Genomic DNA, 17152 nt, shown 5'->3' on the forward strand with positions numbered 1-17152 from the left:
CGTTTCTGCCAAGGCATCCCTCCGACCATTACGTGTTGCCGGCTGCCTTGCCTGAACGGGCACGGCAAGGATCGTCTCTTTTTGTGACATCGACGTGAAGATAATGACGATTTCCACAAAACGACACAATTAGCCAATAATATGCAAAGCCATCTGCAAAGCAACAGGCTTTGCAACGCGCGCCCGCCACGGCGCATCTGCCCCATACGAAGGAGGCTGTGTGATTCCTGGAAACGACCCGATCCTGCTCACGCCGGGACCGCTGACGACCTCGCCCGCGACGCGCCAGGCGATGCTGCGCGACTGGGGCTCGTGGGACACCGCGTTCAACCGCATGACGCAAAGCGTCTGCGCCGATCTCATCGAGATCGTACATGGCGAAAACGACTACGTCTGCGTGCCGCTCCAGGGAAGCGGCACGTTCTCCGTCGAAGCCGCGCTCGGCACGCTGGTGCCGCGCGACGGCCGCGTGCTCGTGCCGAACAACGGCGCGTACTGCGCGCGCATCGTCAAGGTGCTGCAGCGCCTCGGCATTGCATATGTGGAATTGCCGCTGCGCGAAGACGAGCCCGTGAGCGCCGCCGCGATCGAAGACGCGTTCAACCGCGATCCGCGCATCACGCACGTCGCGCAGGTGCATCTGGAAACGAGCGCCGGCCTGCTCAACCCGCTCGACGAGATTGCCGCCGTCTGCAAGCACCACGGCAAGAGCCTGATCGTCGATGCGATGAGTTCGTTCGGCGCGCTGCCCATCGATCTGCGGCTGGGCGGCATCGATGCGCTGGTGTCGGCCAGCGGCAAGTGTCTGGAAGGCGTGCCTGGCATGGGCTTCGTGATCGTGCGGCGTAGCGTGCTCGAAGCGTGCGAAGGACGCTCGCCGTCGCTCGCGCTCGACCTGTACGACCAGTTCGCGTACATGCAAAAGACCACGCAATGGCGCTTTACGCCACCGACGCACGTGCTCGCCGCACTGCGCACGGCTCTCGACCAGTTCATCGCGGAAGGCGGCCAGCCGGTGCGCGGTGCGCGTTATGCGCGCAACTGCGCGGTGCTCGTCGACGGCATGAAGGCGCTCGGCTTCGAGACGTTCCTGGCGGCGGACGTGCAGGCACCCGTGATCGTCACGTTCCATGCGCCGCGCGATCCGAAGTGGCAATTTGCGGAGTTTTATGCAGCCGTGCGCGAGGCCGGCTATGTGCTGTATCCGGGCAAGCTGACGCAGGTGGAGACGTTCCGCGTCGGCTGCATCGGTGCGATCGACACGAACGAGATGCACAACGCCGTCGCGGCGATCGGCCGGACGCTGGCGAGCCTCGGTATCAGCGTGAAATGAGATGGAACGCGACACTCACGCGATCAGGATTTCGGGGCCGCGTGCAGTGATCGCCTTCGCGAGCGCACGATCCGGCGCGAGTTCCGTGACGACATAGCGCGCCTGCTCCATTCCTTCGATGCGCACGGGCGTCACGCGGCCGAACTTCGAGTTGTCGGCGACGACGATCACGGTCGCGCCCGCGCCAATCATCTTGCTGCGCACTTCGGCAGCCATGCGCGAGTAGTCGGACAGCTGCGCGTCGGGCGTGATGCCGCCCGCGCCGATCAGCGCGAAGTCCGCGTGATAGTGCGACAGCTGCGTGATCGTGTCGAGGCCGAACGCGGCGTCTTCGTTGTCCGACAGCTCGCCGCCCAGCAGCGTCACGCGATTGTCGTTGCGGCGGCCGAGCAGCAGCGCGATGCGCCAGTCGTTCGTATAGACGGTCAGACGGTGACGGTCCGTGAGCGCGCGCGCGACCGCGTGCGTCGTGCTGCCCGAATCGATGATCACCGATGCGCCGTCGGGCACCAGTTGCGCCGCGCGTTCGCCGATTGCGCGCTTCGCGCTGGCATTCGCGGCGTCGCGCGTATCGAGGTCGGGCTCACGCCGGTCGCTCGACAACGCGCCGCCGTGCGTCGTCACGATCAGGCCGCGCTCGGCCAGCGCGTTCAGATCGCGCCGGATCGTTTCGCGCGATACGTTGAGTTCGCGAACCAGCTCGGCGACCGAGAGTGCGCCCGTCTTCGTGACCTTAGCCAGTATGTATTGGTGACGTTGTTCTGCCAGCATAGGTTGTCTTGGCCGCCGTCATGCGGCGAGCATCTGTTCAGGGATAGAGCAAGCCCGCCGTATTGTATTACGCATGCGTGGACGGCGCGGAACTCGGACGTCGCCAGCCGGGCTTCGCGGTGAGCGGCCTGGGGGCTGACCGTCAGCTCAAAGTTGGTTCGACGTTGGTTCGACGTTGCTGCGGCGTTGGTGCGGCGTTGGTGCGGCGTCAGCCGACGGTGCCCGCGTGCGGCGTTGGACGCATCGCCGTGTCCGTGCCGATGTTCCGCGCGCCTCATCTTTGCTAATCTGAGCGGTCTTCTCACGCATCGCCGATGCGCCTTGTCGAACGACCCGCCGATGCCGCCTCTGTTTCGCCGCCTACGACTGCTGTTTCACGCGCTGCGCTACGGCGCGCGCCTCATCTGGCTCGCCGCGCCCGAGCATCACAAGCTGCACTGGATCGTCACGCTCGCGTCGCGCGTGCATGAGTCGCCCGGCGGCCGAGCGGGCGTGCACCGCGCGCTGCCGAACCTCGGCCCGCTGGCGAGCGCCTTCGCGGAATCGCTTGCGCGCCGCCCCGAGCTCGCGACGGGCACGCTGCACGATGCAATCGATGCCGTCAGCCACCTCGAAACGCCTTTGCCGCCGGACGAAGTCGAACACGCGATTGCGGCAGCGCTCGGCCGCCCCGTGTCGACGCACTTCGCCGCGATCGATCTGACTCCCGCGCAGAACGGCTTTGCCGAGCAAACACACGTCGCGCGGCTCGCCGAGCCGATCAACGGACATCGCGATCTCGCGATCAAGCTCGTGCGCGCCGCTCAAGTCCAGGAAATCGCCGACGAAGCCGCGCTGCTGCGCTGGGTCGCGCGCTGGATGGAAAAGCTGTCGAAGAACGCGCGCCGTCTGCGGCTGCGCGAACTCGCCGAGACCTTCACGCAGGAGATTCTGCGCCGCTTCGACCTGCGCGCCGAAGCCGCGAACCTGAGCCAGACCGCGCATCATTTCGACGGCGACAGGCGGCTTGCGATTCCCGCCGTGATCTGGGAGCTGTGCACGGACCGCACGCTCGCGATGCAGCATATCGAGTCGCTGCCCGCGCTCGACCTCGGCGGTCTGTCGGCGCGCGGCGTGAAGCTCGTGCCGCTCGCCGAGCACATCGTCGAAGTGGTCACGGAACAGGCCTTCGAGCACGGCTTCTTTCACGCGACGCTCGATGCCCGGCGCGTGCGCGTGAGCGTCGAGCCGGACACGCTCGGGCGCATCGTGCTGGCGGACTTCGCGGTGATGTCGAGCCTCTCGTCGCAGGAACGCGAGTTTTTCGTGCACGGCGCCACGGCGCTGTTCGATCAGGACTATGGGCGCCTTGCGCATCTGCATCGCGATGCCGGGCACGTATCGCAGGACACGCGCCCCGAGAAGCTCGAAGCCGAATTGCGCATGCGCGCCGAAGGGCAATTCGCGCCGGCGTCGCACGAGCGCTCGGCGGGCGCGCTGTTCCAGCATCTGCTGTTCGCCGTGCATCCGTTCGGCGGCTCCGTGCCGGCGCGTCTCGCCGCCGCACAGCGCGCGTTCGGCCAGGCGGAGATGCTGGCGAACGCGCTGCATCCCGGCGTCGATTCGTGGAAGATCGCGCGCTCCGTGCTGGCGACGCTCGCGCGCCGCGAACGCGATCATCGCGGCTGGGTCAAGCATCTCGCGCAGGAACTGCCGCATCTCGCGCATCTCGTGCCGCGCATTCCGCAGCTCGCGGTGCGCTATCTGCAGCATCAGCATGAAGTGACCCACGTCAGGCAGCAGACGCAACTCGTCAGCGACGTGCTGCTCGAATACCGGCGCACGCGCACGCTGCTGTGGGCGTGCTCGATTTGCGGCGGGCTGCTCGGAGCGATTGCGGTGCTCCTCGCGTATTGATCGGACACACTGCGGCAAGTGCAGCTTCGAACAAGACGGCTGCACGCGCTTGCGCCCATACTGCGTGCTTCGTGTCCGAAGTTCGGGTCGTCCGATGCTGGTTGTCTTCAATGCAGTTGTCTTCGTGGTTCTGTGGTCGACGGGTTTCGTGGTCGCGCGCGCGATCAAGCCTTTCGCCGATCCCAATCTCTTCCTGCTCGCGCGTTTCGGCGGCACCGCGCTGCTGTTCATGGCGGCGGCGCTCGTTGCGCGCGTCGAATGGCCGCGGGGCCGCGCGCTCGGCAAGCATCTGATCGCGGGCGCGCTGCTGCAAGGCGTCTATCTGGGTGCGGGCTACTGGGCCGTCGCGCAAGGCATGAGCGCGGGCATCATGGCGCTGCTCGGCGCGCTGCAGCCGCTGCTGACGGCCGCCGTGGCCGCGCCGCTGTTCGGCGAACGCCTGTCGGGGCGCGGCTGGACGGGCATGCTGCTCGGACTTGCGGGCGTCGCGCTGGTGCTTGAACCGAAACTCGCGGCCGCGCCTGCGCCCATCACGCAAGGCCATGTGGGCGACGTGCCGCAATGGCTGGTGGTCGGCGTGTCGATTTTCGCCGTGGGCGCGATTACGGCGGGCACGCTGATCCAGAAGACCTCGCTGTCGAAGGCCGATATCCGTAGCGCGAGCGCCGTGCAAAATTTCGGCGCTGCCGCCGTCGTGCTGGTGTTCGCGCTGGCGCTCGGCGAGGATCGATGGATTCCGTCGCCTACGCTGTGGATGTCGCTTGCGTGGGGCGTCGTGATGCTGTCTGGCGTGAGCGTCACGCTGCTCGTGTGGATGGTGCGGCGCGGCGACGCGTCGCGCGCGACGGCGCTTCTGTTTCTCGCGCCGCCGCTGGCTGCGCTCGAAGGCTATGTCGGCTTCGGCGAAACGCTGACGGCAGTTCAGGTGGCGGGTTTCGCCGTCGCGCTGGTCGGGGTGCTGCTGGCGCGCTCGTAAGCGCGCCGCGCGCTTGCCCTGCGGCTAGTCCGCCGTATCGGCGTTCGCCGGCACTTTCGCGCGAGCCCTGGCGCCCGGCGCCGGCGACCAGCCGGGCCGCGCCTTGCGCTGCGAATCGACGACGACGATATAACGCCCCGCCCACGGCGTCGCGACGCGGTTCGAATGCAGCACCCACAACGAGCTCCCTTCGGCGACGAGTGCCTCGTAATCGCGATCGAGAATGCCGTAATGATCGAGAAACACGTTCAGCGACGCCGGAATCCGCACGCAGCCTTTCGAATGGCGGATGCCGAGAATCGGTTCGAGCTTGTCGGGGTCGGTGGCATGCATCTGGAAGCGCATCTGCGAGATGCCGCCCTTGCCCCAGCCGCGCTCGCCCTGCGCCCAGCCGAGGTCGAAAATGCGCATGTCGTGATTGCCGTAGCCGCGGATGCCGTTCTGGTTCATCGTGCCTTCCGCGCGGAAATCCATGTTCTCAGGTGTGTGCTCGAACACGCCGAGGGGCGTGATGAAGTGATCGTACTGTCCGGGGCGGCCCGTCGCGACGGGCGACGCGCCGATCATCTGCCAGGCGCCCGAAGGCGCGGCTCGAAAGTAGATGAAGAGCGCCTGCACGTTCTCGCTGCGATCGACGAGCACCACATACTCACCCGACAGACTGCCCAGATCGTTCTGCTCGAGCGCCTGCTGCAGACGCCCGCCGTATGCGCGCTGTTCGGCGGCCGGCACCTTCAGACGGCGTGTCACGCTGCTTGCGAACATGTCGCGCAGCAGCAACGCGCGGCGCGGGTCCACGCCTCCGACTGCATCGTGCGCCGCGACACCCGACGCGTCGACGGCGGGAGTGGCGGCATCTTGCGGCGCGTCGGCGGCATATGCGTTTTGCGCGTATGCGGGGACGGCCAGCGAAACGGCCACCGTCAGGCCGAGCATCAAGCCGAACGACGACACACGTCGACGCACAGCAGCCGAACCTGCGCGCCGAACCAACGCAGTCCTGTCGATCCACGCATCCCCGTCATCGCTGCACAGAGTCCCGCTCTGCCATTCCGCCTTCTCTCGTGCAGGCGGAATGAACTTCCTGTTCTCTTTTTTGCTGGTCATGTTGTTCGAACATCACTGCCTGCCGCTCCGTCCGCGCAGCCGCTCGCGGCATGCCGCCGGACGTCTTCCGGCACGGTACGTTGCGCCCGCGCCGGGCTGCTGATCATGACGAACCCAACCGTCGCACTGTCCGATATTCGACGATTCAGTTTCTGTCGATTCAACGCTGCAATCGTTCAGATTGGTTGATGGGTATGCATCATTAAACCAGACAACGCATGACGGCGCACCGAATTCCGCAGTTCATGCAATCATCGCAACCGATATCACCGCGCCTTGCGAGGAGAATGTCGATGGATCAGCAGGAACGTGCCGCGCGTCAGCGGCAGATCGCAGCAGAATTGCATGTCGCCGACACGTTCGACGCCACGCTCGAGATCGAGCAGCGCGTCACGTTTCTCGCCGGCTATCTGCGCGCGAACGGACTGGACGCGTACGTGCTCGGCATCAGCGGCGGCGTCGATTCGTCGACGGCGGGGCGGCTCGCGCAACTGGCCGTCGAACGTCTGCGCGCCGCGAATTACGACGCGCGTTTTGTCGCGATGCGTTTGCCGTACGGCGTCCAGCACGATGAAGCCGATGCGCAACAGGCGCTCGCGTTCATCCGGCCCGACGAAACGCTGACGGTCGACATCCGCCCCGCCGCCAATGCGATGCTCGCGTCACTCACGGCTGGCGGCCTGCCCTTCGCCGACGAGTCGCAGCAGGACTTCGTGCACGGCAACATCAAGGCGCGCCAGCGGATGATCGCGCAATATGCGGCGGCGGGCGCGCGGCGCGGCATCGTCGTCGGCACGGATCACGCGGCGGAATCGGTGATGGGTTTCTTCACGAAGTTCGGCGACGGCGGGGCCGACGTGTTGCCGCTCGCGGGACTGACCAAGCGGCGCGTGCGCGCGCTCGCTGCCGCACTCGGCGCCAGCGATGCCCTCGCGCACAAGGTGCCGACCGCCGACCTCGAAATGTTGCGCCCTCAACGTCCCGACGAGGACGCATACGGCATCCGTTACGCGGACATCGACGATTTTCTCGAAGGCAAGCCGGTGAGCAATGCGGTGTTCGACACCGTCATGCGTTTCTACGACAGCACGCGTCACAAGCGCGCGCTGCCTTACACGCCCTTCGATTGAAAACGCGCGGCTGCGCGTGCGCGTGAATTACGGGCGACGCCGCGGCGGCGTTTCGTCGCCGCCGAAAGGCACGGCGCTCACCTGCAGCGATACGCCGCCCAGCTGCTTGCCGTTGAATTGCTGCGCAATGACGTCGGCGACATAGGCCTCGTCGGCATCGACATCGACCTTGGCGTACGCGTTGGACGTGCCCTGCTCGAACACTTCGATGTCTTTCGCATAATGGCCGAGTTCGTGGCCGAGAAAATCACGCACTTCCTGCTCCGAGCAGGACTCGGGGATGTTCCACACGATGATCTTCATACGCGCCACGCTCTCTGTTGATGGTGGTCATACAACGTGCCTTGGGGCGGCACTGGTACTGCATCGAGACGACTGTCAGGTTAGCCAGAAACGTGCCCCGCGGCAACGCAGGGCGAGACATGCCCGCATGAAGCGCGGCGGGTTTAGGCAGTATGACTTTCCGTGAGCCAGTGGCTGGCCCGCCGTGAGGAACCAAACGCGGGTTAGCATCACTGCCAGAGCCGCACGATGTGCACAGGGCACACCCCGGCGATTTCCAGCGCGGAGGCCAGCGTGAACCACGATAGCACGGTGTTTGTCGGTCTGGATGTTCACAAGGAGTCGATCACGGTGGCGTACGCAATCGATATGGCCGACGTGGAACTGTTGGGCAAGATCGGAACGCTGAAGGCGGATATCGATCGCTTGTGCAAGCGTGTTCAGTCGAAGGCGCGCCATGTCCGCGTTGTCTATGAAGCCGGCCCCTGCGGCTACGGACTCTACAGGGAGCTCGTTGAAAGAGGATTCGACTGCGTGGTATGCGCGCCGTCCCTGGTCCCGAAGAAACCGGGCGAGCGCGTCAAGACGGACCGGCGCGATGCGGTCAAGCTCGTACGCGCACTGCGCGCTGGCGACCTGTCAGCGGTACACGTGCCGGATGTTGAAGATGAGGCGTTCCGGGACCTGGCGCGCACATGGGCGGCAGCGAAAGCAGATCTCAGACAGGCCCGCCAGCGATTGAAGTCCTTCCTGCTATCGCATGGAGTCCGCTACTCAGGTAACGCCAACTGGGGTCCCGAGCACCGGCGATGGATAAGCGTATTTGCATTCCCAAACCACTGGCAGCAACTGGCCTTCGACGAGTGCCGTCGCACGATCGAAGACAGGTTTGCGCAATGTAAGCGCCTCGAGGCGACCCTGCACGAAGCTGTCGTCGGCTGGCGATTTTATCCGGCCATTCTCGGTCTGCAGACCATGCGCGGCATACAGTTCATCACCGCCGTGGGCATGCTCTCCGAATTGGGAGACCTCTCCCGCTTCGAGCACCCGCGTCAACTGATGGCCTGGCTGGGCGTGACGCCCTCAGAACATTCTTCGGGTGAGCGGCGGCGTCAGGGCAGCATCACGAAGAACGGCAATAGCTATGCAAGAAAGCTGCTCGTCGAGGCCGCCTGGAGCTACAGATACCCGGCACGCGTGAGCCCGGAAATTCAGCGCCGACATGAAGGCATCCCCAAACGCATCCTCGACCGTGCCTGGGACGCACAGGTCCGACTCTGCCGCCGATACCGCAAGCTGGCAGCACGCGGCAAGAATGTGAACATCGCTGTCGTCGCCGTCGCACGCGAACTTGCGGGGTTCATCTGGGACATCAGCAAGCTCGCAATGTCGCTCGCCGTAACGCGAAACGAGCAGCCGGCGTAGCGCTGAGCTTGGCTACACAGATTTGACGAGTTTCCTGAAGGCGGCGTAGCCCGGCACCCGAGCAACCCGCGGCTGGACTATGCAACGGACATCATTCGATTTGCGACTTTAGATAGCGGCAGGCTCAAGGGGCGGACCTCTGTAATGCGGTACCCAACCCGCGAATATCAGTGCGATCCACCGTCGAGACTTACTGCTACGTCGCCCTCAGGAAATTCATGTGTCTTCCAAACGAAAACCGATCCCGATTGACACGGAAAGTCATATCAGTCCGCGTTCTCGACGTTCGCCGCGCTGACCCACCACGCCATCTTGCCCTGCGGCACGTGGACGAGGACGGCGGAAGGATCGGCGACGCCGTCGTCGGCAATCCCGCACACGTCGAGTCCATCCGGAAGACGCTTGACAGTGCCTGCATCCTGGAACAGCGCGAGACGGTGCACGTCGAGCGGGCGCAACTGGCGATAGACGTCGTAGCTAATCGCGCCCGGCGTATCGCCGCGGATTTGCAGCGCGTCGTCCTTGCCGCACGGCGACGCCGCCAACGCGGCCTGACTCGCCGCGAGGCAGCCAAACGCGGCCACGGCAATAGCGATGAATGATTGCTTCATATTGGTTCTCCAGATTGTGACGGTTGGCCGCGCGGCGCGGCGTCCGGGAAAGTGGACCGAGCGCAACCCAGCAGCAGAAGCAGCGACCGCTCTCAGGAGCCGTCGTCGCCGATCGACGCCACGCCGCGATCGCCGTCGCACGGTGCGCTGCCGAAGCCCGCATAGTGCGCGGACCAGTTTCCGGCGATAGCGCTCTGCGCGTCGCTCAGGCTCATGCGCCCTTCGCACACGCAGCGCTTGAGCTTCGCCGTCAGCAATTCCTTGCGGCGCTCGCCCTTGTGTCCGCCCCACGGCAGCAGATCGAGGTTATCGGGCGCATCCGGCGATCCGCCCAGCACGATCGGCACGCGACGGTCCAGCGCGTAGCGCGTGCCGTGCTCGCTGTCGATGCCCCGCTCGGCGAGCAGCCTGTCCTTGTGCTCCATCATGTCGTCGAACGGTGGCGAAACCGTGTCGGCGTAACCGGGGCGGCAGATCGTCGCGGCGATGTTCTGCTGCGTCACGCGTTCGTCGAGCATCGACGCATCTTGCGCACACGACGACGCAGCATGCAGATACAAGCCGGCCGCGACGACGAAGAGCGCGACACCGCGCATACGCATCGCTCGCGCGCGGCCCGCGGCACGGCCCGTGTCGCGGGCAATGGATTCGATTCGATCAACGTCACGCGCCTGAGCGGGCGCGGTCACCTTCCCTGCATTCATTAATCAGCGCGCCTTGAACAGCGCGGGGGAGTTAATTCGCAAGACAATTAAAACACATTCGGGACGCATGACGTAAATACCGCCCGATTTGTCGCCCGATTTGCCGCCCCATTGAATCGCTTAACAATTTCGATGCTCTCGGCATCGAGGGCATCGCAATACAGCCGCGATGCCCTCGCCTTGCAGCGTTTTCATGAGCCGCAACGCTACCTGTCTGCTGCGGGCATAACCCCGCCCGTTCAATGCATCTTCGCGGCCGTGAGCGCCTGCAGTGCCCGCACGCGCCCGAGCGCCTCCGTGTTGGTGACCGCGGCGTCGTACATCGACGCGAGATCGGCCTTCAACGCCGTGCGCGAGCCGCCGTCGAGATACACCATGTGCCCCGACGGGTAAAAGCGCGCTGCCAGGTTGTCGCGCACCTGCTGGCTCAGAAGCGGCATCTGCTGCAAGTCGATCACCGTCTGATAGAACGGCGTGACGAAATCGTAGAAGCCGTTTGCCGACAGCACTTTCAGATCCACGTTGAGCGCCATCACGGCCGCGAGGTCGCCCGCCGTGTACAGGATGATGTTGCCCTTGCTGTCGACGCCCTTCTGCTCGCCCGTCGGATCGATGTGACCGAAGTCCCAGAACTTGAACGCCTGATCGTTCAGATCCGTGAATGCCGAGTTCGACGTGAACTTCAACTGCTCGTTCAGATAGACGTTCCACATCGTCGTGTAGACGCCCGTGACGGCCGTCATGGTCGGATCGTTGCCGCCCGAGTTCGGATCGATCTTGCCCGCGATGCCCGTTTCGATTGCCGTCACCCGGCCGTCATACGCGCCGAGCGCAAGCCCCTTCGACTTGAGCAACGTGGTCAGGAACAGCGAGTTGCCGCGGCTGTCGTATCCGGCGATGTCGAGGCTCCACGCCAGCAGCGTGGCCTTGTCGATGCCCGTGTATTCGCTCAGCTTCTCGACCACGGCGTTGTCGGTGGTCGGGAATTTGCGCAGCGCGTTCAGATAGTCGGTGCGAGCGAACTGCGCCACTTCTTCGACGAACTGGCCGAGATCCGTGGGCCTCGGCGCGACGCCGAGCTTCTTGTGATACCAGGCGTCGGCGGCGGCCGTGGGCAATGCGCCGATGGGATTGCCCGCCTGCGTGTAGTCGAGGATCGACGACTGCAGCGTGACGCCGTTCAGATCGACGCCGTCTTCATGCAGCTTGTAGGCGAGCACGCAACTGCGCGCCGTGCCATACGACTCGCCGAACAGGAACTTGGGCGAGTTCCAGCGGCTGTTCCTGGTCAGATAGCGCTTGATGAACTGCTTGATGGAATCGGCGTCCTGATCCACGCCCCAGAAATCGCGGTTCTTGCGCGGCGCCACGGCCGCCGAATAGCCCGTGCCGACCGGGTTGATAAAGACGAGATCGCTCTTGTCGAGCAGACTGTCCGGGTTGTCTTCCATCTGATACGGCGCGGGCGGCGTGAAGCTCGGCATCGACGTCTTGATGCGGCGCGGCGCGAACGACCCGAGCAGCACGAACACCGACGACGAGCCCGGCCCGCCGTTGTAGAAGAACGTGAGCGGCCTCGTCTCTTCCTTCTGGTGATCCTGCGTGAAGGCGACGTAGAAGAACTTGGCCGCCGGCTGCGAACTGGAAGGATCGACCGTCACCAGATGGCCGGCCGTGGCCGTGTAGTTGATCTTCTTGCCGCCGATCGTGATCGAATGCCTGGTGATCGCGGCGTTCTCGCTCGTGTCCGTGACCGAGTCGTCGGGGCCGTTGCCGTACGCGACGGGATCGAAGAACGGCTGGTCGCCCGCCTTGTGCGACCCGCTCGCGGCGGATGCTTCCTGCGCGGCGTGTGAATTGTGAGGCGACTGCAAACTGCCGGAAGCCGATTCGGTATTCGTCATGATCGCTCCATCGAATGCCTGTGTGTATTGCTCACGATTGCGATGCGTTGATCGCCGCCTTTATGCCACTGTCATGCCACCTGCTTAACACTCAAAGCGCCCGCTGCCCAGACTATAAAGCTGCTGCCACCTTCACACCATTGGGACTACCTAATCCCGTACAGGCATCCCAGCCCGTGGTGGCCGCATAACTGCCGTTGTTACCCTGCGTGATGTCGTTGCAGGCACCCGACGCCTTGTACAGCTTCGGATTGACGAAGCCGACGGGCGCCCCTTTTGCGCCATTGATGCGCGCGATCAGCGCGGCCCACAGCGGCGCGACGGCGCTGGTGCCGCCGACCACCGTATTGTTGCCGTCGACGATCACGTCGTAGCCCGTCAGCGGCGAAGCGTCGCCTGCCACATCCGGTACGCCGCGCCCCGTCAAAGCCTGCTTTCCGCCTTGCGCGGCCGATGCCGACAGGCCTTCCTGCCACGCCGGCACGGGAAAGGCGCCGCTCACGCCGCCGCCCGACGCACCGCCGTTCGCGCCATCGTTCCACACCACTTCATGCGAAACGGATTGCCCGGAGCCTTGCAGACTCGTACCGCCGCATGCGAGCACGTAGGGGCTCGACGCGGGAAAGTCGACGTGATCGCTGCCGTCGCCGACACCGTCGCCGGAGCCGCTGTCGCCCGACGCCGCGCACACCGTCACGCCGATTGCCGCAGCCGATTGCAGCACGTCGTTGAAGGCTTTCATCGACTGCGCAGTCCACACGCTTTCCGGCGCGCCCCAGCTGATCGAGATCACCGACGGCTTGTTGGTCTTGTCGTGCACGGCCTGGCTGACGGCGTCGATGAAACCGGCGTCGCTGTTGGTCGTGAAGTACACGGCGATGGTCGCGGCGGGCGCGATGGCGCCTGCGATCTCGATGTCCAGCGTCACTTCGCTGTCGGGTCCGTTCGGATCGCCCGTGGGGTGATTGCCGCTCTGGTCGACGCCGACGGAAACCACCTTCGGCGAGCGTACGCCGAGGCTCGCAAAGTAGTTGTCGAGGTCGGCCGTGCGGTAGCCGCCGCCCAGTTCGACGATGCCGATGCATTGGCCGCTGCCGTCGCCCTGCGGAAACTGGTACAGCGACGCGAGTTGCAGCGGCGTGAACGACGAAGCCGGCTGTGCTCTCGCCGGCTGGAACGGCGGGCGAATGCGGAAGTGCGGCCGCGCCTGCGGACGATCGTCGAGACCCAGCACGGCCGTCACGACGCCATGCAGGTCGTCGGGTACGCTGATCGCACCCGTGCGGCCCCGAAAGCGACCCATCGATTGATGCTCGTAGTGCTGCAGCTGCACGTCGAACGCCTTCTGGAACTGATCGATCTTGCCGCTCAGCACGACGGTGCGCGCCGACGCATCCTCACGGACCACCGTCAAGCCATGTTGCGTAGCGAAGGCTTTCAGTTTCGCAATGTCTTCCGCCGATGCGCCGAAGCGCTGTTCGAGTTCATCGCGCGTGAGCAGTTTCGCGTCCGCCGCGCCCGCCTCGATCTTTTTCATCATCTGGGCGAACTGCTGCTCGTCCTTGCGGCGCAGTACGACCACCACCTGAATCGTTTCCGACGGATCGCACTGCGCGACCACCTTCGAACCGGGCGCGAGCTGGCGCTCGCTGCCGGGCAATGGATGTTTCGTCATGGTTGCGATTCTCCCTTTGAATGGCACGAAACCACGCGTTTGAAACACTGCGCACGCGGGTTGCGCAAAGCGTCGGTGCGCCACGATCCCGCTCGCGTCACGACGCTGGTCACGAGGCAACGACAACCTTCCGACCAATCCATTCGAACACAGTTCCGGCCCGCCAGGCACCTGGCCGGATGGCTAGCCGAACGGCCAGCTTTTGTCGCGAACGGGATTCGCGTTACGTTGCTCCAGCAGCATTTACGCCGTTGCGTTACGCTATGCGACCGCGTGCCCAAGGGCGCGCGACCCCATGAATTCGAGGACCATCCATGACCATCTCGATGTTTCAGGCATCCATTCCCGTGCTGATTCGCGGCCTCACCAATCTGCAGGCCATTCTCGGCAAGGGACAGGCGCACGCGGCAGAAAAGCAGATCGATCCGTCCGTGCTGACGGGTGCGCGCCTCTTCCCGGACATGCATCCGCTGGCCCGCCAGGTGCACATCGCGACGGATACGGCCAAAGGTTGCGCGGCGCGTCTGGCCGGCGTCGAGGCGCCGAAGTTCGACGACGTCGAGTTCACGTTCGACGAACTGCACGCACGCATTCAGAAAACGATCGATTATCTGAAGGAGTTCAATGCCGCGCAGATCGACGGATCGGAAACGCGTACGGTGACGTTGAAGATGCGCAGCGGTCCCGTCGAGTTCAACGGTTTGTCTTATTTGCTCGGGTTCGCAATGCCGAACTTCTATTTCCACATCACGACGGCTTACGACATCCTGCGCCATAACGGCGTCGAACTTGGCAAGCTGGACTTCCTCGGCAAGCCGAATAGCTGAAAGCGGCGCGAACACCGCTAAACGATGCGCGAACCGGCGGCGGTCGCCGGTTCGCGCGCCAGAAGAATCACACGCGCGGCTGGAACGCGATGATGCTCATGCCTGCCAGCGTCAGCGCGACGCCGGCGAAATCCCAGGCGCTTGGCCGCACATGGTCGACGCACCACAGCCAGAGGATCGCCACGGCCACGTAGACGCCGCCGTAAGCCGCATAGACGCGGCCCGCCGCCGTGCCATGAAAGGTCAGCAGCCACGCGAACAGCGCGAGGCTCACGGCGCCCGGCAGCAGCAGCCACGTGGGGCCGCCTTCCTTGAGCCAGCGCCAGGGCAGATAGCAGCCGACGATTTCGGCGATGGCGGTCACGACGTAGAGCAACAGGGTTTTCATCGGCAGGAGTGAAGTGATCGGTCGATGCGCGAATCGCTGTCAAGACCAGGCGCGCCCAGCAGTCTATCGCCTTTATAAACACAATCACTTTGCTCGCGGCAGGCGCGGCGTGCGACAGTCGCTTTCACCCGCTCACCCCGCTCTCAACCCGCTCTCACCGTTACCCAACCGCTCACGAGCACGCCAGCATGAGTGTCAAATCGCCCTGTATCGACATCTGCAAGTTCGACAGCAAGACCGGCTATTGCATCGGCTGCCTGCGCACCCGGGAAGAATGCAAAGGCTGGAAGAAGATGAAGGACAAGCATCGGCGCAAGATCATCGACCAGAAACCGGAACGCGTGGCGACGATTCGCAAGTAAGCACGACACAGGCACAGACAAAGACAAAGACAGAGGCACAGGCGGCGCGGCGGCCGCCCGTCGATCAATCGAGCGAAAGCCTTACCGCAAAGCCGATCAGCGCCGCCGAGAACGGCCAGCGCTGCAACGTCTGCGCGAGCGGATGCGCGCGCACCCAGCCGGCGATCCGCGCCCCGCCGATCGCGTAGATCGCGTCGAAACAGGCGCCGAGCGCGACCAGCACGACACCCAGTTCGATCATCTGCCACGCGACGGGCCCCGCTTCAGGACGCACGAACTGCGGCAGGAGCACCGAGCAGAACAGCAGCGCCTTCGGGTTCAGCAGGTTCGTGAACAGTCCTTTGACGAAGGCCGTGCGCAGCGCGCCGTCGTCGCTGGCCGGCGCGCCGCCCGACGGCAGCGCGAACATGGGTGCGCGGAAAATCTGCACGGCCACCCACGCCAGATAAATCGCGCCACCAAAACGCACCACTTCGTAGAGCCACGGCGCATTGCGCAGCAGCGCCGCCACGCCGCACGCGGAGAGCGTCACGTGCGTCGCGCGCGAGATGCCGAGCCCGACGGAAGCGGCGAAACCGTGACGGGCGCCCCGCCCGATGCTCGTCTGCAGCACGAGCGCCATGTCCGGCCCAGGCAGCGCAAACACCACGACGAGCGCCGTGACATACAGAATCAGAAGATGAGCGGAAATCATGGAAAACCTCATGTGTCGAGGCATTCATGATGCATTGACCCCACTAGCGGATGCTGGCGATTTTCATTCGGCTACGCCAACGAATTAGCGAATTGACCTACACTTCGCCTATTCCGAAATGTTTTCCCCTCACATATGAACGAACTCGACAAAACAGATCGCGCGATCCTCGCGGCCCTGCAAGCGGACGGCCGCATGTCCAACGCGAAGCTCGCCGAGACGGTCGGACTCAGCGAAACGCCCTGCGCGCGCCGGCTCAAACGGCTCGAAAGCGACGGCTACATCGAGCGCTACCGCGCGATGCTGTCGCGCTCGGCGCTGGGCTTCGGGGTGGTGTCTTTCGTGTACGTCCGCTTCGCCGTTCACGACCGTGCTACCGCAACGCGCTTCGAGCGCGAAGTGCTGGCGATCCCGCGCATCTTGTCGTGTCACAACGTGTCGGGCAGCGCCGACTATGTGCTGCAAGTCGTCGCGCGCGATCTCGACGATTACGGCAGCTTCATGCGCGACGAATTGCGCAGTCTGCCGGGGGTGACATCGGTGGAATCGTCGCTGTCGCTGCGCGAAGTGAAGGCGAATGGCGGCTTGCCGCTGAGTTGATCCAGACGCCGCGCACAACAGACACAGGCGAAATGACGCGCGACTCGTGGCATAGTGAGCGCCTCGCCGACACGGCACGACGAAATACGGAGCATTGGCATGGATCACGCAGCGGCGCGAGCCGAAGAAACCCGCGCGATGGAGCGCGTCTTGAACGCAACGAAACAGGTGCAGACGGCCTTCGCCGCGCTGCAATCGCAATTTCCGCCTGCGGGCAGCGGCCGCCCTTCGCAGATCGCGTTGCAGACCTTCGACGCCGCCCTGCAGGAACTCGAAGACGCCCAATCCGAGTTCGACACGATCCTGAACGATCTGCTTGACGGCAACCGCTGAGCGGACTACGCGCCGGATACTGATGGCGTTCGGCGCAACCCGCGGCGCGCAGGTGGTGGAAACGCCCCGGCTCACGCCGCGAGAATGTCCAAGGAGTACAAAAAAAGACAGTTAGTTGCGATTCAGACACCCAC

18 protein-coding genes are annotated in these 17152 nt (G+C 64.5%); 9 read left to right on the top strand and 9 right to left on the bottom strand.

Annotation, left to right across the window (positions count from 1 at the left end; translation table 11 throughout):
• Positions 1 to 223: 223 nt before the first annotated feature.
• Positions 224 to 1333 (top strand): 2-aminoethylphosphonate--pyruvate transaminase, encoded by a 1110-nt coding sequence (locus tag FRZ40_RS19105; protein ID WP_147236736.1) that lies wholly within the window; start codon positions 224 to 226, stop codon positions 1331 to 1333.
• 15 nt (positions 1334 to 1348) lie between these two features.
• Here the strand turns inward: FRZ40_RS19105 and FRZ40_RS19110 are convergent, their stop codons facing one another.
• Positions 1349 to 2104: a DeoR/GlpR family DNA-binding transcription regulator gene (locus tag FRZ40_RS19110; RefSeq protein ID WP_028370582.1), complete on the bottom strand. Its 756-nt coding sequence runs from the start codon at positions 2102 to 2104 to the stop codon at positions 1349 to 1351.
• Between the two features lie 339 nt (positions 2105 to 2443).
• On the opposite strand from FRZ40_RS19110, the gene FRZ40_RS19115 reads away from it, so the two are divergent.
• Together FRZ40_RS19115 and FRZ40_RS19120 are read left to right on the top strand one after the other, a co-directional pair.
• Complete coding sequence (locus FRZ40_RS19115; RefSeq protein WP_147235172.1) at positions 2444 to 4000, top strand: ABC1 kinase family protein; 1557 nt, start codon at positions 2444 to 2446, stop codon at positions 3998 to 4000.
• Positions 4001 to 4094: 94 nt separating this feature from the next.
• Positions 4095 to 4976 carry a DMT family transporter gene (locus FRZ40_RS19120; protein ID WP_147235174.1) on the top strand — a complete coding sequence of 294 codons (882 nt, stop codon included), beginning with the start codon at positions 4095 to 4097 and terminating at the stop codon, positions 4974 to 4976.
• A gap of 24 nt (positions 4977 to 5000) precedes the next feature.
• On the opposite strand, the gene FRZ40_RS19125 is transcribed toward FRZ40_RS19120, so the two are convergent.
• On the bottom strand, positions 5001 to 5912 hold the full coding sequence (locus FRZ40_RS19125) for a L,D-transpeptidase (protein WP_420873892.1): 912 nt from the start codon (positions 5910 to 5912) through the stop codon (positions 5001 to 5003).
• A 464-nt stretch (positions 5913 to 6376) separates the two neighbouring features.
• On the opposite strand from FRZ40_RS19125, the gene nadE reads away from it, so the two are divergent.
• Complete coding sequence (nadE, locus tag FRZ40_RS19130) at positions 6377 to 7213, top strand: ammonia-dependent NAD(+) synthetase (protein ID WP_147235176.1); 837 nt, start codon at positions 6377 to 6379, stop codon at positions 7211 to 7213.
• Positions 7214 to 7240: 27 nt separating this feature from the next.
• Here the strand turns inward: nadE and FRZ40_RS19135 are convergent, their stop codons facing one another.
• Entirely contained in the window at positions 7241 to 7516 is a 276-nt protein-coding gene (locus FRZ40_RS19135) for an RNA-binding protein (protein ID WP_028370587.1), read from the bottom strand.
• 228 nt (positions 7517 to 7744) lie between these two features.
• On the opposite strand from FRZ40_RS19135, the gene FRZ40_RS19140 reads away from it, so the two are divergent.
• Positions 7745 to 8920, top strand: a complete 1176-nt coding sequence (locus tag FRZ40_RS19140) for an IS110 family RNA-guided transposase (RefSeq protein WP_420873871.1) — start codon at positions 7745 to 7747, stop codon at positions 8918 to 8920.
• A gap of 266 nt (positions 8921 to 9186) precedes the next feature.
• Here the strand turns inward: FRZ40_RS19140 and FRZ40_RS19145 are convergent, their stop codons facing one another.
• The 4 genes from FRZ40_RS19145 to FRZ40_RS19160 form a co-directional block, all read right to left on the bottom strand.
• Entirely contained in the window at positions 9187 to 9531 is a 345-nt protein-coding gene (locus FRZ40_RS19145; RefSeq protein WP_028370588.1) for a hypothetical protein, read from the bottom strand.
• A 92-nt stretch (positions 9532 to 9623) separates the two neighbouring features.
• A complete protein-coding gene (locus FRZ40_RS19150) occupies positions 9624 to 10235 on the bottom strand; it encodes a hypothetical protein (protein ID WP_147235180.1) in 612 nt (203 codons plus the stop codon).
• A gap of 239 nt (positions 10236 to 10474) precedes the next feature.
• Entirely contained in the window at positions 10475 to 12139 is a 1665-nt protein-coding gene (locus tag FRZ40_RS19155; RefSeq protein ID WP_028370590.1) for a S10 family peptidase, read from the bottom strand.
• Positions 12140 to 12251: 112 nt separating this feature from the next.
• Complete coding sequence (locus tag FRZ40_RS19160; protein ID WP_147235181.1) at positions 12252 to 13814, bottom strand: S53 family peptidase; 1563 nt, start codon at positions 13812 to 13814, stop codon at positions 12252 to 12254.
• Positions 13815 to 14128: 314 nt separating this feature from the next.
• Between FRZ40_RS19160 and FRZ40_RS19165 the strand changes: the two genes are divergently transcribed.
• Entirely contained in the window at positions 14129 to 14641 is a 513-nt protein-coding gene (locus tag FRZ40_RS19165) for a DUF1993 domain-containing protein (RefSeq protein WP_028370592.1), read from the top strand.
• Positions 14642 to 14708: 67 nt separating this feature from the next.
• On the opposite strand, the gene FRZ40_RS19170 is transcribed toward FRZ40_RS19165, so the two are convergent.
• Positions 14709 to 15029 (bottom strand): YnfA family protein, encoded by a 321-nt coding sequence (locus tag FRZ40_RS19170; RefSeq protein ID WP_147235183.1) that lies wholly within the window; start codon positions 15027 to 15029, stop codon positions 14709 to 14711.
• 188 nt (positions 15030 to 15217) lie between these two features.
• On the opposite strand from FRZ40_RS19170, the gene FRZ40_RS19175 reads away from it, so the two are divergent.
• On the top strand, positions 15218 to 15391 hold the full coding sequence (locus FRZ40_RS19175; RefSeq protein WP_028370594.1) for a DUF1289 domain-containing protein: 174 nt from the start codon (positions 15218 to 15220) through the stop codon (positions 15389 to 15391).
• A 64-nt stretch (positions 15392 to 15455) separates the two neighbouring features.
• On the opposite strand, the gene FRZ40_RS19180 is transcribed toward FRZ40_RS19175, so the two are convergent.
• Entirely contained in the window at positions 15456 to 16085 is a 630-nt protein-coding gene (locus FRZ40_RS19180; protein ID WP_147235185.1) for a LysE family translocator, read from the bottom strand.
• A 135-nt stretch (positions 16086 to 16220) separates the two neighbouring features.
• Between FRZ40_RS19180 and FRZ40_RS19185 the strand changes: the two genes are divergently transcribed.
• Positions 16221 to 16685 carry an Lrp/AsnC family transcriptional regulator gene (locus FRZ40_RS19185; RefSeq protein ID WP_028367949.1) on the top strand — a complete coding sequence of 155 codons (465 nt, stop codon included), beginning with the start codon at positions 16221 to 16223 and terminating at the stop codon, positions 16683 to 16685.
• A 99-nt stretch (positions 16686 to 16784) separates the two neighbouring features.
• On the top strand, positions 16785 to 17018 hold the full coding sequence (locus FRZ40_RS19190; RefSeq protein ID WP_147235187.1) for a hypothetical protein: 234 nt from the start codon (positions 16785 to 16787) through the stop codon (positions 17016 to 17018).
• Positions 17019 to 17152: the final 134 nt, after the last annotated feature.

The sequence above is a fragment of the Paraburkholderia azotifigens genome, from assembly GCF_007995085.1.
GTDB lineage: Bacteria > Pseudomonadota > Gammaproteobacteria > Burkholderiales > Burkholderiaceae > Paraburkholderia > Paraburkholderia azotifigens.

Bases quoted from the DNA above. Each gene is read 5' to 3' on its own strand.
- FRZ40_RS19120 (WP_147235174.1), top strand. From the start codon at position 4,095: ATGCTGGTTGTCTTCAATGCAGTTGTCTTCGTGGTTCTGTGGTCGACG.
- FRZ40_RS19155 (WP_028370590.1), bottom strand. From the start codon at position 12,139: ATGACGAATACCGAATCGGCTTCCGGCAGTTTGCAGTCGCCTCACAAT.
- FRZ40_RS19115 (WP_147235172.1), top strand. From the start codon at position 2,444: ATGCCGCCTCTGTTTCGCCGCCTACGACTGCTGTTTCACGCGCTGCGC.
- FRZ40_RS19165 (WP_028370592.1), top strand. From the start codon at position 14,129: ATGACCATCTCGATGTTTCAGGCATCCATTCCCGTGCTGATTCGCGGC.
- FRZ40_RS19125 (WP_420873892.1), bottom strand. From the start codon at position 5,912: ATGCTCGGCCTGACGGTGGCCGTTTCGCTGGCCGTCCCCGCATACGCG.
- FRZ40_RS19135 (WP_028370587.1), bottom strand. From the start codon at position 7,516: ATGAAGATCATCGTGTGGAACATCCCCGAGTCCTGCTCGGAGCAGGAA.
- FRZ40_RS19190 (WP_147235187.1), top strand. From the start codon at position 16,785: ATGGATCACGCAGCGGCGCGAGCCGAAGAAACCCGCGCGATGGAGCGC.
- FRZ40_RS19175 (WP_028370594.1), top strand. From the start codon at position 15,218: ATGAGTGTCAAATCGCCCTGTATCGACATCTGCAAGTTCGACAGCAAG.
- FRZ40_RS19170 (WP_147235183.1), bottom strand. From the start codon at position 15,029: ATGAAAACCCTGTTGCTCTACGTCGTGACCGCCATCGCCGAAATCGTC.
- FRZ40_RS19150 (WP_147235180.1), bottom strand. From the start codon at position 10,235: ATGAATGCAGGGAAGGTGACCGCGCCCGCTCAGGCGCGTGACGTTGAT.
- FRZ40_RS19145 (WP_028370588.1), bottom strand. From the start codon at position 9,531: ATGAAGCAATCATTCATCGCTATTGCCGTGGCCGCGTTTGGCTGCCTC.
- nadE (WP_147235176.1), top strand. From the start codon at position 6,377: ATGGATCAGCAGGAACGTGCCGCGCGTCAGCGGCAGATCGCAGCAGAA.
- FRZ40_RS19185 (WP_028367949.1), top strand. From the start codon at position 16,221: ATGAACGAACTCGACAAAACAGATCGCGCGATCCTCGCGGCCCTGCAA.
- FRZ40_RS19140 (WP_420873871.1), top strand. From the start codon at position 7,745: ATGTGCACAGGGCACACCCCGGCGATTTCCAGCGCGGAGGCCAGCGTG.
- FRZ40_RS19160 (WP_147235181.1), bottom strand. From the start codon at position 13,814: ATGACGAAACATCCATTGCCCGGCAGCGAGCGCCAGCTCGCGCCCGGT.
- FRZ40_RS19110 (WP_028370582.1), bottom strand. From the start codon at position 2,104: ATGCTGGCAGAACAACGTCACCAATACATACTGGCTAAGGTCACGAAG.
- FRZ40_RS19180 (WP_147235185.1), bottom strand. From the start codon at position 16,085: ATGATTTCCGCTCATCTTCTGATTCTGTATGTCACGGCGCTCGTCGTG.